15 protein-coding genes are annotated in these 14961 nt (G+C 60.4%); 12 read left to right on the forward strand and 3 right to left on the reverse strand.

Features of this window, described 5'->3' with window-relative positions; translation table 11 throughout:
- Positions 1 to 132: 132 nt before the first annotated feature.
- Positions 133 to 1815 carry an electron transfer flavoprotein-ubiquinone oxidoreductase gene (locus APH36_RS24285; protein ID WP_082426450.1) on the reverse strand — a complete coding sequence of 561 codons (1683 nt, stop codon included), beginning with the start codon at positions 1813 to 1815 and terminating at the stop codon, positions 133 to 135.
- Between the two features lie 532 nt (positions 1816 to 2347).
- On the opposite strand from APH36_RS24285, the gene APH36_RS24290 reads away from it, so the two are divergent.
- The 9 genes from APH36_RS24290 to APH36_RS24330 all read left to right on the forward strand — a co-directional run bounded on the left by APH36_RS24290 (position 2348) and on the right by APH36_RS24330 (position 9275).
- The gene (locus APH36_RS24290) at positions 2348 to 3097 is read left to right on the forward strand and encodes an electron transfer flavoprotein subunit beta/FixA family protein (RefSeq protein ID WP_014590265.1); all 750 of its coding nucleotides are present in this window, start codon (positions 2348 to 2350) and stop codon (positions 3095 to 3097) included.
- Positions 3098 to 4027, forward strand: a complete 930-nt coding sequence (locus tag APH36_RS24295) for an electron transfer flavoprotein subunit alpha/FixB family protein (RefSeq protein ID WP_060500809.1) — start codon at positions 3098 to 3100, stop codon at positions 4025 to 4027.
- 75 nt (positions 4028 to 4102) lie between these two features.
- Positions 4103 to 4924, forward strand: coding sequence for an ABC transporter substrate-binding protein (locus tag APH36_RS24300; protein ID WP_060500811.1), 822 nt, complete (start codon positions 4103 to 4105; stop codon positions 4922 to 4924).
- Positions 4925 to 4933: 9 nt separating this feature from the next.
- Positions 4934 to 5287, forward strand: coding sequence for a DUF4398 domain-containing protein (locus tag APH36_RS24305; protein ID WP_060500813.1), 354 nt, complete (start codon positions 4934 to 4936; stop codon positions 5285 to 5287).
- Positions 5284 to 6096: an OmpA family protein gene (locus APH36_RS24310; protein ID WP_060500815.1), complete on the forward strand. Its 813-nt coding sequence runs from the start codon at positions 5284 to 5286 to the stop codon at positions 6094 to 6096. Before APH36_RS24305 ends, APH36_RS24310 begins: the two co-directional genes overlap by 4 nt.
- Positions 6097 to 6270: 174 nt before the next feature.
- Positions 6271 to 7713 carry a PLP-dependent aminotransferase family protein gene (locus tag APH36_RS24315; protein ID WP_012273358.1) on the forward strand — a complete coding sequence of 481 codons (1443 nt, stop codon included), beginning with the start codon at positions 6271 to 6273 and terminating at the stop codon, positions 7711 to 7713.
- A 64-nt stretch (positions 7714 to 7777) separates the two neighbouring features.
- Positions 7778 to 8251: a hypothetical protein gene (locus APH36_RS24320; RefSeq protein WP_060500817.1), complete on the forward strand. Its 474-nt coding sequence runs from the start codon at positions 7778 to 7780 to the stop codon at positions 8249 to 8251.
- A 130-nt stretch (positions 8252 to 8381) separates the two neighbouring features.
- The gene (locus tag APH36_RS24325) at positions 8382 to 8636 is read left to right on the forward strand and encodes a YkgJ family cysteine cluster protein (protein ID WP_009684718.1); all 255 of its coding nucleotides are present in this window, start codon (positions 8382 to 8384) and stop codon (positions 8634 to 8636) included.
- 33 nt (positions 8637 to 8669) lie between these two features.
- Entirely contained in the window at positions 8670 to 9275 is a 606-nt protein-coding gene (locus APH36_RS24330) for an START domain-containing protein (RefSeq protein ID WP_025753288.1), read from the forward strand.
- A gap of 75 nt (positions 9276 to 9350) precedes the next feature.
- On the opposite strand, the gene APH36_RS24335 is transcribed toward APH36_RS24330, so the two are convergent.
- Positions 9351 to 10661, reverse strand: a complete 1311-nt coding sequence (locus APH36_RS24335) for an IS4 family transposase (protein WP_060500820.1) — start codon at positions 10659 to 10661, stop codon at positions 9351 to 9353.
- A 123-nt stretch (positions 10662 to 10784) separates the two neighbouring features.
- The gene (gltA, locus tag APH36_RS24340; protein WP_016711651.1) at positions 10785 to 12074 is read right to left on the reverse strand and encodes a citrate synthase; all 1290 of its coding nucleotides are present in this window, start codon (positions 12072 to 12074) and stop codon (positions 10785 to 10787) included.
- Between the two features lie 352 nt (positions 12075 to 12426).
- Here gltA and sdhC point away from each other — a divergent pair, with 352 nt between their 5' ends.
- Genes sdhC through sdhA form a run of 3 tightly spaced genes read left to right on the forward strand, consistent with a single transcriptional unit; the run spans position 12427 to position 14951 of the window.
- Positions 12427 to 12813 (forward strand): succinate dehydrogenase, cytochrome b556 subunit, encoded by a 387-nt coding sequence (gene sdhC, locus APH36_RS24345; RefSeq protein WP_012315350.1) that lies wholly within the window; start codon positions 12427 to 12429, stop codon positions 12811 to 12813.
- On the forward strand, positions 12807 to 13175 hold the full coding sequence (gene sdhD / locus APH36_RS24350) for a succinate dehydrogenase, hydrophobic membrane anchor protein (RefSeq protein ID WP_003254214.1): 369 nt from the start codon (positions 12807 to 12809) through the stop codon (positions 13173 to 13175). Before sdhC ends, sdhD begins: the two co-directional genes overlap by 7 nt.
- 3 nt (positions 13176 to 13178) lie before the next feature.
- Positions 13179 to 14951, forward strand: a complete 1773-nt coding sequence (gene sdhA, locus APH36_RS24355) for a succinate dehydrogenase flavoprotein subunit (RefSeq protein WP_060500822.1) — start codon at positions 13179 to 13181, stop codon at positions 14949 to 14951.
- Positions 14952 to 14961: the final 10 nt, after the last annotated feature.

The raw sequence follows: 14961 nt of genomic DNA on the forward strand, positions 1-14961 counted from the left end.
GCGTAGGCGGCGCTCGATCTGATAAGCGCTGAGCCTCTCACGGCGAACACCTCGCAGCCCAGACGCAATTCACAACAAAAAGCCCCCGGCTCGTGAGCGCCGGGGGCTTTTTGTTACGGCAGGGCAGGGGCCTTACATGTTCGGGTAGTTCGGCCCACCCGCGCCCTCAGGGGTAACCCAGGTGATGTTCTGGGCCGGGTCCTTGATGTCGCAGGTCTTGCAGTGCACGCAGTTCTGCGCGTTGATCTGGAAGCGCTTGTTGCCGTCTTCCTGGGTGACTACTTCGTACACGCCTGCCGGGCAGTAGCGTTGTGCCGGCTCGTCGTACAGCGGCAGGTTGCTGGCGATCGGCACGTTCGGGTCGGTCAGCTTCAGGTGGCAGGGTTGTTCCTCTTCGTGGTTGGTGCTGGAGAGGAATACCGAGCTGAGCTTGTCGAAGCTGAGCTTGCCGTCCGGTTTCGGGTAGTCGATCTTTTTCGAGTCGGCCGCGAGCTTGAGGCAGGCGTAGTCCGGCTTGGTGTCGTGCAGGGTGAACGGCAGCTTGCCGCCGAACCAGTTCTGGTCCACATAGTTGAACGCGGCGCCCAGCAGCGGGCCGAACTTGTGCATGGCCGGGCCGAAGTTACGGCTGGCGAACAGTTCTTCGTACAGCCAGCTCGCCTTGAAGGCGCTGACGTAGCCGTTCAGCTGGTCACCGCCCTCGCTGCCGGCGAGCAGTGCGTCGGCCACCGCCTCAGCGGCGAGCATGCCGGACTTCATCGCCGTGTGGCTGCCTTTGATCTTGGCCACGTTCATGGTGCCCAGGTCACAACCGATCAGCGCGCCACCATTGAAGACCATTTTCGGCAGCGAGTTGATGCCGCCCTTGGCCAGGGCGCGGGCGCCGTAGCTGATGCGTTTGCCGCCCTCGAGGTACTGGCTGATCACCGGATGGTGCTTCAGGCGCTGGAACTCATCGAATGGCGACAGGTAAGGGTTGGCGTAGGACAGGTCGACGATCAGGCCGACCACCACCTGGTTGTTTTCCAGGTGATAAAGGAACGAACCACCGGTGTTGTCCTTGGCCATCACGTCCAGCGGCCAGCCAGCGGTGTGCACCACCAGGCCCTGCTCGTGCCTGGCCGGGTCGATTTCCCAGATTTCCTTCAGGCCGATGCCGTAGTGCTGCACATCGGACTCGCTGTCCAGGTTGAAGCGCTTGATCAGCTGCTTGCCGATGTGGCCACGGCAACCTTCGGCGAACAGGGTGTACTTGCCACGCAGCTCCATGCCAGGGGTGTACATGCCGTCTTTCGGGTTGCCTTCACGGTCCACACCCATGTCACCGGTGACGATGCCGCGCACCACACCGTTTTCATCGAACAGCGCTTCCTGGGCGGCGAAGCCCGGGTAGACTTCCACGCCCAGGTTCTCGGCCTGCTGGGCCAGCCAGCGGCACAGGTTGCCCAGCGAGATGATGTAGTTGCCTTCGTTGTGCATGGTCTTGGGCACGAACAGGTCAGGCACCTTGGTGGCGCTGCCGGCATCCTTGAGTACGTAGATGTCGTCACGCTTCACTTCGGTGTTCAGCGGCGCGCCGAGTTCCTTCCAGTCGGGGAACAGCTCGTTCAGGGCGCGGGGCTCGAACACTGCGCCGGAGAGGATGTGGGCGCCCACTTCAGAGCCTTTTTCCACCACGCAGACGCTGATTTCGCTACCGGCTTCGGCGGCCTTCTGCTTCAGGCGGCAGGCGGCGGACAGGCCCGCCGGGCCGGCGCCGACGATGACCACGTCGAATTCCATGTATTCGCGTTCCACTGGTTCTCTCCTACTCATCAAGGCTCGTGCTGTTGCTTTGTCTTATGGGGGCTTGCGCGCAGTGGCTCATCACGGGAGCGGAACTGTAGCTGCGCAAATGACGGACTACACCGTTTTGTCTTGGCCGCGCATTATATCTACACCACTTGGCGGGTCCAATACAAACGTTTGTTTGAATTTGCCGCAGGCCAGTAAAATCACAGGAGCGCGGCTGGAGGGTGACCGATTTGCCGTATTGACCGGATGGGGTGTTACGGTCAAGATACGAGCGGTTTTACGTTCGCCGTAGGCTTGCAGCCGGGCGCAGGTACACCTCTAAAGACCAGGTGTGGAGCAGGGTTTTGCGGCCTTTGGCCGGTTTGTAGTGGAGTTTACACGCCACGACAGAAAATGACCCGTGAGTATTCGTCGCAATGGTCCGAACAAGACTGTTCGGTCACTGTGAAGTTATTGCCTCCCGATACGTTTTTAGAGGTGCCCTTGTACCCACGCGCATCGCAGGGCTCAGTCCCAGGCGACTATCTATTCACCGGAGAGTAACGAGGAATCCATGAAGGTTCTTGTAGCTGTCAAACGAGTGGTCGACTACAACGTCAAGGTTCGCGTCAAGGCGGACAACTCCGGCGTCGACCTTGCTAACGTCAAGATGTCCATGAACCCCTTCTGCGAAATCGCCGTGGAAGAGGCTGTCCGCTTGAAGGAAAAGGGCGTTGCGACCGAGATCGTCGTCGTTTCCGTCGGCCCGACCACTGCCCAGGAGCAACTGCGTACCGCCCTGGCCCTGGGTGCAGACCGCGCCATCCTGGTAGAAGCCGCTGACGAACTGAACTCCCTGGCCGTGGCCAAGGCGCTGAAAGCCGTTGTCGACAAGGAGCAGCCACAGCTGGTCATCCTCGGCAAGCAGGCCATCGACAGCGACAACAACCAGACTGGCCAGATGCTGGCTGCGCTGACCGGCTTTGCCCAAGGCACCTTCGCCTCCAAGGTTGAAGTGGCTGGCGACAAGCTGAATGTCACCCGTGAAATCGATGGCGGCCTGCAAACCGTTGCGCTGAACCTGCCAGCCATCGTCACCACCGACCTGCGCCTGAACGAGCCGCGCTACGCGTCGCTGCCGAACATCATGAAGGCCAAGAAGAAGCCGCTGGAGACTGTTACTCCGGACGCGCTGGGCGTTTCCCTCGCCTCCACCAACAAGACCCTGAAGGTTGAAGCCCCGGCTGCCCGCAGCGCTGGCATCAAGGTCAAATCGGTGGCCGAACTGGTCGAGAAGCTGAAGAACGAAGCGAAGGTAATCTAAATGACTATCCTGGTTGTCGCTGAATACGAAAACGGTGCCGTAGCCCCGGCTACCTTGAACACTGTTGCTGCTGCCGCCAAGATCGGTGGCGATGTGCACGTGCTGGTCGCTGGCCAGAACGTCGGTGGCGTTGCTGAATCTGCTGCCAAGATCGCGGGTGTGGCCAAGGTGCTGGTTGCCGATAACGCTGCCTACGCCCATGTGCTGCCAGAGAACGTCGCGCCGCTGATCAAAGAGCTGGCGAGCGGCTACAGCCACGTGCTGGCTCCGGCCACCACCAACGGCAAGAACATCCTGCCGCGCGTTGCCGCGCTGCTGGACGTGGACCAGATTTCCGAGATCATCTCGGTCGAGTCTGCCGACACCTTCAAGCGCCCGATCTACGCCGGTAACGCCATTGCCACCGTGCAGTCGAGCGCTTCGGTCAAGGTCATCACCGTGCGTACCACCGGCTTCGACCCTGTCGCCGCCGAAGGTGGCTCGGCCGCTGTTGAAGCTGTTGGTGCTGCGCACAACGCTGGCATTTCGGCCTTCGTTGGCGAAGAGCTGGCCAAGTCCGACCGCCCAGAGCTGACCGCTGCCAAGATCGTCGTGTCCGGCGGCCGTGGCATGGGCAACGGTGACAACTTCAAGCACCTGTACAGCCTGGCCGACAAGCTCGGTGCTGCCGTCGGTGCCTCGCGCGCTGCAGTCGACGCCGGCTTCGTGCCGAACGACATGCAGGTCGGCCAGACCGGCAAGATCGTTGCGCCACAGCTGTACATCGCCGTCGGTATCTCTGGCGCGATCCAGCACCTGGCCGGCATGAAAGACTCCAAAGTGATCGTTGCGATCAACAAGGACGAAGAAGCGCCGATCTTCCAGGTAGCCGACTACGGCCTGGTGGCTGACCTGTTCGAAGCGGTACCGGAGCTGGAAAAGCTGGTCTGATCCGCCTGCTTCACTTATAAAGAACCCGGCCCTCGTTTCGAGGGTCGGGTTTTTTTATGGGCTGAGGAGTGAGGGATGACGTTGCGTGAAACGGGCAGGGCGCTGGCATGCATGGCGGCGCTGTTCTCACCGCTGGTCATGGCGGCAGGCAAGTGCGAGCGCCTGGTGGCAACCGGCAGCCCTGATGCACCGCCCTATTCGTGGCAAGACCCGCAAGACCCTAAACACCTGATCGGCGCCAACGTCGACCTGTTGCGTCAGGTGGCTGGCGAGCTGGGTGTAAAAGTCGAAGTACTGAGCGCAGGTCGCCGCGACCAGGCACTGGAGGAAGTGCGCAGTGGGCGCATGGATTTGTTGCTCGACACCCCCATGCAGGTGGAGCAATTGACCGCGCTGGACTACATCCACCCGCCGTTGCAGCTCAACGAGTACCTGGTGTGGACGCGTCATGATGCCCAGCTGACCTTCGATGGTCCGGCGGACCTGGCCAGGTATCAGGGCAGCTTGTCCGAGCGCGCACGGCTAACCCCGGCTTTCACCGCCTTCGCCAAGGCCCAGCTCAAGCTCGTGCCGGCGCAGAACCTTACCCAGGCCTTCCAGAAACTGGTGCTCGGCCAAGTGGACTATGTGCTGGCTGGCCGCTATTCAGGCATGGCCATGGCCCAGAGCCTGGGTATGAGCAATGACCTGATCGCCCGTGGCCTGCCGGTGGACCGGCCAGGCCTGTATCTGGCCCTTTCGCACAACTCGGCCTGCAATGACAGCTGGTTGCGTGGGCAATTGGCGAAAAAACTGACAGAATTGCCGATCTCCGGTGCGTCCGAGGCGGTCCTGCAACGAAATGTCGAGCGCTGGAAAGCGCAGTTGCAGGTGCCGGCGGACGCCCCCAAACACTAGGAAGATTGCGTGAGAACCCAACCACTAATCCTTGCCTTGGCCATGCTTGGCTTGGCTGGCTGCGCCAATGATCCGGCCCCTGACGAGCAGATGCGCATTTCCGAACAGGCCCTGGAGCAGGCCAAGGCCGTAGGTGCCACCGAGCAGGTCGAAACACTGAAGCTGGCTGAAGACAAGCTGGCCCGGGCCAAGGCCAACATGCTGACCGAAGACTACCGCGATGCGCGCATGCGTGCCGAGCAGGCCGAGCTGGATGCACGCCTGGCCGAGGCCCAGGTGCTGAACCAGAAGAGCGAAGAGCAGTTGCAGCTGCTGCAGTCGCGGGTCAAGCGCCTGCGCAAGCAACTGGAGGTGCAGCCATGATCCGCCGTACGCCGTTGGCCGCGCTGGTAGTGCTGGCGCTGGCCGCAGGCTTGCAAGGCTGTGCCAGCCAGCGCAGTTCTGCAGCGCTGGATGAGGCCAGTGCCGCCTTCGCGAAGGTCAAGGATGATTCCGATGTGCTGCGCAGTGCGCCGCGTGATGTGATCCGAGCGGGCGAGTCGCTGGCCCGTGCCGAGCGTTTGTCCAGCTACATCGGCACCGGTTCCGATGTGCGCCATTACGCTTACCTCAGCCAGCGCTACAGCGAAATTGCCCGTGAGCATGCCAAGCTGGCGCTGAACCAGGAGCGCCAGACCAAGCTCGACCTTGAGCGCCAGCGCCTGCAGCTGGCCTTGCGCGAGGCCAAACTGGCCAGCGTGCAGCAACAGGGCAAATGGGTCGAGTCGCAAATTGCGGCACTGGCCTCGGAGCAGACCGACCGTGGTCTGGTGATGACCTTGGGCGACGTGCTGTTCGATACCGGCCGTGCCGACCTGAAGAACTCGGCCAGCCGCACTGTGCTCAAGCTGGTGCAGTTCCTTCAGCTTAACCCGCGTCGGGTAGTACGTATCGAAGGCTATACCGACAGCACCGGCGCGGCAGAGGACAACCTGAAACTGTCTCGCGACCGGGCGCAGGCCGTGGCTGACATGCTGGTGGACCTGGGCATCGACGAAAAGCGTTTGCAGGTCGAGGGCTATGGGGACCAGTACCCGATCGAGGCCAACGCCTCTGAGCGGGGCAGGGCGCAGAACCGTCGGGTGGAGATCGTGTTCTCCGACGACAAGGGCAGGCTCGCGCCTGTGCGCTGAGTTCGACCCATAGAGGGGCCGCCATGCGGCCCTTCTTTTTGTCGGTTTAATCGTTTCGATAGTTATCACGCTGTTGTATTGTCGACTATGTTGCATTCTGTCCCAGTACACTTTGCAACTGTTACGGTATCCTTTATCGTCATCGAGCCGCACAAGAACAACGAGCCTGCCGCCATGACCAACCTGCTGCTGTACCAGCGTATCGCCCAGCAACTGGCCGATGACATCCGCCGTGGTGTCTACCAGCCAGGCGAGCGGGTACCCTCCGTGCGCAAGATGAGCGCCCAGCTCAATGTCAGCCATGCCACGGTGCTGCAGGCCTATGCCAACCTAGAAGATCAAGGGCTGATCCGTGCGCGGCCGCAGTCTGGCTACTATGTGCACCAGACGCCGGCCCTGACTGCGCAAACCCCCGACATCGCGCGGGTGGAGCGCCCTGGTCTGGTGACCCGTGCCAGCATCATCCAGCAAGTGCTCACCGAAGCGCGCCGTGATGGTGTGTTTCCGTTCGGCGCTGCGGTGCCGCATGTTGACTACCTGCCGGTGCGTGCCCTGCACCAGCAAATTGCCAAGGTCACCCGCTTTCACAGCCCGCGCGCGTTCAGTTACATGTTCAGCCCGGGTTTCGAGCCGTTGCGCCGGCAGATTGCCATTCGCATGCGCGATGCCGGTGTACTGGTCGACCCGCGTGAAGTGATCGTGACCCACGGATGCGTCGATGCGCTGCAAATGTCATTGCGTGTGCTGACGCGTCCGGGTGACTTGATCGCCGCCGAGTCGCCGACGTATTACGGCTTGCTGCAACTGGCGGACCTGCTCGGCCTGAAGGTGATCGAGATCCCCAGCGACCCGTCCACAGGCATCAGCCTTGAAGCTTTGCAGCTGGCGGCTAACCAGTGGTCGATCAAGGCCCTGGTGCTCACCGCGCGGCTGAGCAACCCGTTGGGTGGCACCGTCCCGGAAGAGCGGCAGAAACAACTGCTGCGCCTGGCATCGGACTTCGATATCCAGATCATCGAAGACGATATCTATGGCGAGCTGATGTTCGAGCAGGGCAAGACCAAGGCGCTGAAGGCGTTCGACCGGCTGGACCGGGTAATCTATTGCTCCAGCTTCTCCAAGACGCTGTCCCCCGGCGTACGTGTTGGCTGGATGATTGCCGGGCGCTACCAGGACGAGATCCAGCGTCTGCAAACCTTCACTACCCACTCCGCGTGCAGCGTCACGCAGATGGGGGTGGCGGCCTATCTGGAGAATGGTGGCTACGACCGGCACCTGCGCTACATCCGCCAGGAGTATCGCAAGAACCTCAGCGCCTACCAGTTGGCAGTGCAGCAGCACTTCCCCGAAGGCACCCAGATGACCCGGCCCACGGGCGGTTTCATTCTGTGGGTGAGCCTGCCCGGGCGGGTCAACACCCAGGAGCTGCATGTGCGGGCGCTGGAGCAGGGCATCAGCATTGCGCCAGGGCTGATATTCAGTAATACAGAGCAGTTCAACCACTGCATCCGCCTTAATTGCGGTATTCCGTGGAACAAGGAGGCCGAGCGTGCCGTGATTACCCTCGGCTTGCTGGCTCAGCAGTTGTGCCGGGAGCCTGCGCTCACACTTTTGTAAGGCTTGCCAGCTGCCTGTGGAACAGGGAGCATAGGCACCTTTCCTGCCAGTCTGTCCATTTGCCATGAATGTTCTACGCCGTTTTGCCCTGATCTTGTGCCTTGCACCGTTCTGCTGTGTGCCAGCCATGGCTGCGCAGCCGGCCAGCCAGGCGCCGGTAACCCAGGGCAAGCCAGTGCAGAAAAAGGCGACAGCCAAGCCTGCGCAGAAGCAGGCGGTAAAAAAAGCCGCCAACAGCAAGGCCAAGGCGCAAAAGCCGGTCAGCAAGGCGGTGGCCAAGCCACTGCCCAAGGCAAAGCTTGACCTCAGCCTGCCGGTCGATATGGTCAACTCACTTGAGCCGAACGTTGGCACCCCGTCGCCGATTCAGCGACGCAAACCCTTGCTGCCGCCCATGTTCACCGAGAAACCAGAAACCAACGACAGCCCGTTCCAGCTCAATGGCCGGCTGATCAACAACGAAATGCAGTTGCAATTGCGCAACGACAGCCGTCATGACGTTGACGGGGCGGCCATCGATTTCGAGTACCGGCAGTAGCAGTCAAACTGACTGCCGGGTCACTGCACATTTCATCGTGCCAGTAATTTCAAACGCCTGTTTGAGCGGTTACTATCCAGGGACGCTCGTCCCGTTTTGTTCCAGGGAGTCCTGACTTTGGTGAATAGCCATGAATTGCCGTGAGGGCTGCGGTGCCTGCTGCATCGCCCCGTCCATCACTTCTGCGATGCCGCGCATGCCCAATGGCAAGCCGGCGGGCGAGCGCTGCCTGCACCTGACGGCTGCCAACCTCTGCGACCTGTTTGGCAAGCCCGAGCGGCCGGCGGTGTGTGGTGGCTTCAAGGCGGATGTCGAGGTGTGCGGCAGCGACCGTGACGAGGCAATCAGGATTCTGGGTTGGTGGGAGCAGATGACGGCGGCGTGAGAGGCTGGATCTTCGACAACAAGGATAAACATGATGAGATCGTTCAAGCGTATTGCACTGCTGTGTGGCATGGGTGTTTTGCTGTCGCCGGTGGCCTGGGCCGAAAACTGGCAAGTGGCCAAGGACGAGGAGGGGATCAAGGTTTCCCTCAGTGAAGTAGCCGGTTCCAAGTACAAGGCCTATCAAGGCGTGACAGTGATCAAGGCGCCGCTGGCCAAGGTGCAGGCGTTGCAGGAAGACGTGGTCGGCGCTTGTGCATGGATTCACGAGTGCAAGTCGCAAAAGCTGCTCAAGCATGAAGGTGACCAGAGCTGGACCTACACCCAGTTCAACACGCCGTGGCCGGTGACGCCGCGTGATTCGGTGTTGCACATCACCACGGTCAAGGGGGCTGATGGCAGCTTGACCCGTAATCTGGTCGAAGAGCCGACCTATGTTCCGGAAGAGAAGGGCTTTGTGCGGGTGGCCAAGGTCGAAGGCTTCTGGAAGCTGGTGCCCAAGGGGGACAGCACCGAAGTGACCTACCAGGTGCACACCGAGCCGGGGGGGAGCGTGCCGGCGATGGTGGCCAACAAGTTCGTGGTGGATGCGCCGTTCAATACCCTGAAAGGGCTGCGGGAGCGGGCTGAGAAGAACTGAGGCCAGCGCAGGAAAAAGACCATAAAAAAGGCTGCCCAAGGGCTAATGCCAGTCAGTTAAGCTGACTGGCATTTTTCATTTTCGGGTCGGGTATTTTGCCGGCCTCTGCTTTACTACTCGCGGGAACCATCTATCAGGGCGCCGGTGGGGCAGAACGTACTGCGCAGCCGATGCCTGCAAATCCGCCAGAAAACCTGGCAGGTTACCGGGATGATTCAGTGATGTGCCATGCAGTAACCCCAAGATTGCCCAACTGCAGGCGGTAAAGCTCATTTCACATGGATACACCCCTGGGCACTGCCTCGACATCTGTACCATCTGATAGCGCAACAGGTTGTAACCCAGCAATACGCCCCACAACTCTTGCGCAATCATCTCCGGCGTTTTGCTTCTCAGCGTGTATTCGCCGCCTAGCAGTCCTTGCTCGATCTCCCGGTAGCCCAGTTCGATTTCCCAGCGCTGGCTGTAAAGATCGACGATCTCATCACCCGGGAAGCGCAGCGGATCGGTCATCGAGGTCAAGACACTCACAACCTTTCCTTTGATCGTTTTGCTCAGCAGCCGCGCCTGAGCGTCAAGCGGTAAGCCTGGCCACTGCTTGCGAGCCTGAGGCGACGTGCGCAAAACGACTAAGGCATTGTTACGCCCAAGCTTGCGTTCGACCTCATACTGAATGCCCTTTTTCAAGGGGACCAACCAGTGGCGCTGCTCGCCTTGAGATTGCCAGTGATGCAGCAAGCCCAGCGAGTAGAAACCTTTGTCGAACAGGGTTAGCGAATGGTTCGGCGTGGTGGCGATTAGCTGTTCTGCCAGCTTCATTTCACTGCTGTGGTAGCTCTCGAAAGTGCTGCTTATCAGCAGGTGGCTAGTCAGCTCCATCTGACAGACCATCCGTACCTGAGGAAAACCGCCGTCTCCATGCTGGTTGGTCGCGCCACCGTAGTGCGCGCGGTTTTCCGCCGTGTCAGGCGTGTTCCAAACGACGCCATCCACGCCAAGTAGCGTCAATCCTAACCATTGCGGGTGCTGGGTCTTTTCGTGCCATCGTTGCTGAGTAAGTGTGAAAACTTCGCGCACCGCTTCGCTACCCAACCGCTGCCGTCCTTGCACAACGGCGCTGGGCGCCACGAGTGGCCGCTTGCCGGGCAACATGATGTCCATGTGATTCACGACATCCCAGGCTGACATTCGACGAAACAACGCCATTCCGATGATGCACCACACCAGGCTTTCAAGCGGAAGGCGGCGTTTGCGAATGGTCGAGACACCCGCTGTTTCAAAAGCCTGCTTCACGATGTCCGGATCAAGCAAAGCCCCTAACCCTTCAAGGGCATTTGGCCTTGATGCCATTTCGTGAGTGAGGGACAGTGCTTTTGCTAGACGCATAAAAAATCCGATGCTCGTTTCCAAGCATCGGATTTTGCGGCCTACGGGCTAAAGCTCAAAGCATCAGTCTTAACTGACTGGCATTAGCCCAAGGGCAGCCTTTTTGCGTTCGGCCAGTAAAGCTTACTTGCGGTCCTGCAGTGCAACGATGTCGCGCTTCTGCTCGCCGGTGTACAGCTGGCGCGGGCGGCCGATCTTGTACGGACTGGAGAGCATTTCTTTCCAGTGCGAGATCCAGCCCACGGTACGTGCCAGGGCGAAGATCACGGTGAACATGCTGGTCGGAATGCCGATCGCCTTGAGGATGATCCCCGAGTAGAAGTCGACGTTCGGGTACAGCGAGCGCTCGATGAAGTAAGGATCGGTGAGGGCGATCTCTTCCAGGCGCATGGCCAGCTCCAGCTGCGGGTCGTTCTTGATGCCCAGCTCGCGCAGGACTTCGTCGCAGGTCTGCTTCATCACGGTGGCGCGCGGGTCGCGGTTCTTGTACACGCGGTGACCGAAGCCCATCAGCTTGAACGGGTCGTTCTTGTCCTTGGCCTTGGCGATGAACTTGTCGATGTTCGAAACATCGCCGATTTCATCGAGCATGGTCAGTACGGCTTCGTTCGCACCGCCGTGGGCCGGGCCCCACAGTGCGGCGATACCGGCGGCGATACAGGCGAACGGGTTGGCACCCGACGAGCCGGCCAGACGAACGGTGGAGGTGGAGGCATTCTGCTCGTGGTCGGCATGGAGGATGAAGATCCGGTCCATTGCCTTGGCCAGCACCGGGCTGATCGGTTTGATCTCGCACGGGGTGTTGAACATCATGTGCAGGAAGTTTTCCGCGTACGACAGGTCGTTGCGCGGGTACATCATCGGCTGGCCCATGGAGTACTTGTAAACCATCGCGGCCAGGGTCGGCATCTTGGCGACCAGGCGCACCGCGGAAATTTCGCGGTGTTGCGGGTTATTGATGTCCAGGGAGTCGTGATAGAACGCCGACAGGGCGCCGACCACGCCGCACATCACCGCCATCGGGTGAGCGTCGCGACGGAAACCGTTGAAGAAGGACTTCAGCTGCTCGTGAACCATGGTGTGGTTCTTGACGGTGCTGACGAACTGGGCCTTCTGCTCGGCATTCGGCAGTTCGCCGTTGAGCAGCAGGTAGCAGGTTTCGAGGTAGTCGGATTGTTCGGCGAGTTGTTCGATCGGGTAGCCGCGGTGCAGCAGGATCCCTTTGTCGCCGTCAATGTAGGTGATCTTCGACTCGCACGAGGCAGTCGCCATGAAACCAGGGTCGAAGGTGAAGTGACCAGTGGCCCCCAACCCGCGGACGTCGATTACATCAGGACCAACGGTGCCGGTTAAAATGGGCAGCTCGACGGGGGCAGCGCCCTCGATGACCAACTGCGCTTTTTTGTCAGCCATGTGGCCTCCTATTAATGCTAGAAATCATCAGACAGACCCCCCACGCAGGGCCCGCACCACTATAGAGGGATAAATTCAGATGTCAATTTGCCTAAAGGCTTGTTGAATCAAGCATTCAAGCCTGATTTTTCCCGAAATTCTCGCCCATTTACGCCTTTTGTTCGCTAAAGGCAATGCGCTATTTGGGCTACCCCGTCACGTTGTCATAAGCAGCCTAACTGTCTATACTCGGCACCCGACCGCCAGGGGCTTGCAAGCCCGAACTACTGGGGGTCGCCGTTCCCTGGGTGGTGGGTACCTGACCAGTACACTTACCAACAACTTTGCCCTGATTCGCTAGGGGCTCTTCAGTGTGAAAAAAGCCGTGAAAAGCCAACGACCTGTAAACCTAGACCTAAGGACCATCAAGCTCCCCGTCACTGCATACACGTCCATCCTGCACCGTATCTCCGGCGTCATCCTGTTCCTCGGCCTTGCCATCATGCTTTATGCACTGGGCAAGTCGCTGGGTTCCGAGGAAGGCTTCGGTGAGGTGAAGGCGTGTCTGACCAGCCCGCTGGCCAAATTCGTGACCTGGGGCCTGCTGTCTGCCCTGCTTTATCACCTCGTGGCAGGTGTTCGTCACCTGATCATGGACATGGGTATCGGTGAGACGCTGGAAGGCGGCAAGCTGGGCTCGAAAATCGTGATCGTCATCTCCGTGGTGCTGATCGTTCTGGTGGGAGTTTGGGTATGGTAACCAATGTCACGAACCTGTCGCGTTCGGGCCTCTATGACTGGATGGCGCAGCGCGTTTCTGCGGTCGTTCTCGCGGCTTACTTCCTCTTCCTGATCGGCTACGTGGTCGCCCACCCAGGCATCGACTACACCCAGTGGCATGGTCTGTTCTCCAACAACGCGATGCGGATCTTCAGTCTGCTGGCCCTCGTTGCCCTGGGCGCTCACGCCTGGGTCGGCATGTGGACCATTGCAACCGACTACCTGACGCCTATGTCGTTCGGCAAGTCGGCAACTGCTATTCGTTTCCTGTTCCAGGCGGTATGCGGCGTTGCGATGTTCGCTTACTTCGTCTGGGGTGTGCAGATTCTCTGGGGTATCTGATCCATGGCTAGCATTCCAACCATTTCCTTCGACGCCATCATCATCGGTGGCGGCGGCGCCGGCATGCGCGCCGCGCTGCAACTGGCTCAAGGCGGCCACAAGACTGCCGTAGTCACCAAGGTCTTCCCGACCCGTTCGCACACTGTATCCGCCCAGGGCGGCATCACCTGCGCCATCGCTTCGGCCGACCCGAACGACGACTGGCGTTGGCACATGTACGATACCGTCAAGGGTTCCGACTACATCGGTGACCAGGACGCTATCGAGTACATGTGTCAGGAAGGCCCGGCTGCGGTCTTCGAGCTGGACCACATGGGCCTGCCGTTCTCGCGTACCGAAACCGGTCGTATCTACCAGCGTCCGTTCGGTGGCCAGTCCAAGGACTTCGGTAAAGGTGGCCAGGCCGCCCGTACCTGTGCCGCTTCCGACCGTACCGGTCACGCGCTGCTGCACACCCTGTACCAGGGCAACCTGAAGGCAGGCACTACCTTCCTCAACGAGTACTACGCGGTTGACCTGGTGAAGAACCAGGAAGGTGCGTTCGTCGGTGTGATCGCAATCTGCATCGAAACCGGCGAAACCATGTACATCAAGTCCAAGGCCACTGTTCTGGCCACTGGCGGTGCCGGTCGTATCTACGCCTCCACCACCAACGCCCTGATCAACACCGGTGACGGTATCGGCATGGCCCTGCGTGCAGGCGTACCGGTGCAGGACATCGAGATGTGGCAGTTCCACCCGACCGGTATCGCCGGCGCCGGTGTACTGGTAACCGAGGGTTGCCGTGGTGAAGGTGGCTACCTGATCAACGCCCACGGCGAGCGCTTCATGGAGCGTTACGCGCCGAACGCGAAAGACCTGGCCGGCCGCGACGTGGTTGCCCGTTCCATGGTCAAGGAAATCATCGCCGGCAACGGCGTGGGCCCGAACAAGGACCACGTACTGCTGAAGCTGGACCACCTGGGCGAGGAAGTGCTGCACAGCCGCCTGCCAGGTATCTGCGAACTGTCCAAGACCTTCGCCCACGTCGACCCAGTGGTCGCGCCGGTTCCGGTCGTGCCGACCTGCCACTACATGATGGGCGGCGTTGCCACCAACATCCATGGCCAGGCCATCACCATGGACGCCGAAGGCCAGGATCACATCATCCCGGGCCTGTTCGCCGTAGGTGAAGTGGCGTGCGTGTCGGTTCACGGTGCCAACCGCCTGGGCGGCAACTCGCTGCTCGACCTGGTGGTATTCGGCCGTGCTGCCGGCCTGCACCTGGAGAAGGCGCTGAGCGACGGCATCGAGCATCTCGACGCCAGCGACACCGACATCGATGTTGCCCTGAGCCGCCTGAACAACCTCAACGGGCGTACCACGGGTGAAGACGTTGCGAGCCTGAAGCGCGAGCTGCAGAGCTGCATGCAGAACTACTTCGGTGTATTCCGTACTGGCGAATACATGCTGAAGGGTATCGAGCAGCTGGCTGGCCTGCGCGAGCGTATCGCCAACGTCAAGATCAACGACAAGTCCCAGGCCTTCAACACCGCGCGTATCGAAGCGCTGGAGCTGCAGAACCTGCTGGAAGTCGCCGAAGCGACTGCCATCGCGGCCGAAGCCCGTAAAGAGTCCCGCGGCGCTCACGCCCGTGAAGACTTCGAAGACCGTGACGACGAAAACTGGCTGTGCCACACCCTGTACTACCCGGGTGAGAAGCGCGTTGCCAAGCGCGGCGTCAACTTTGCGCCGAAGACTGTTCCAGCCTTCGAACCAAAAGTCCGGACTTACTAAGGGTGGCTGC

Origin of the sequence: Pseudomonas sp. NBRC 111133, from assembly GCF_001320605.1 — a bacterium.
In the GTDB taxonomy this organism is placed as follows: Bacteria; Pseudomonadota; Gammaproteobacteria; order Pseudomonadales; family Pseudomonadaceae; genus Aquipseudomonas; species Aquipseudomonas monteilii.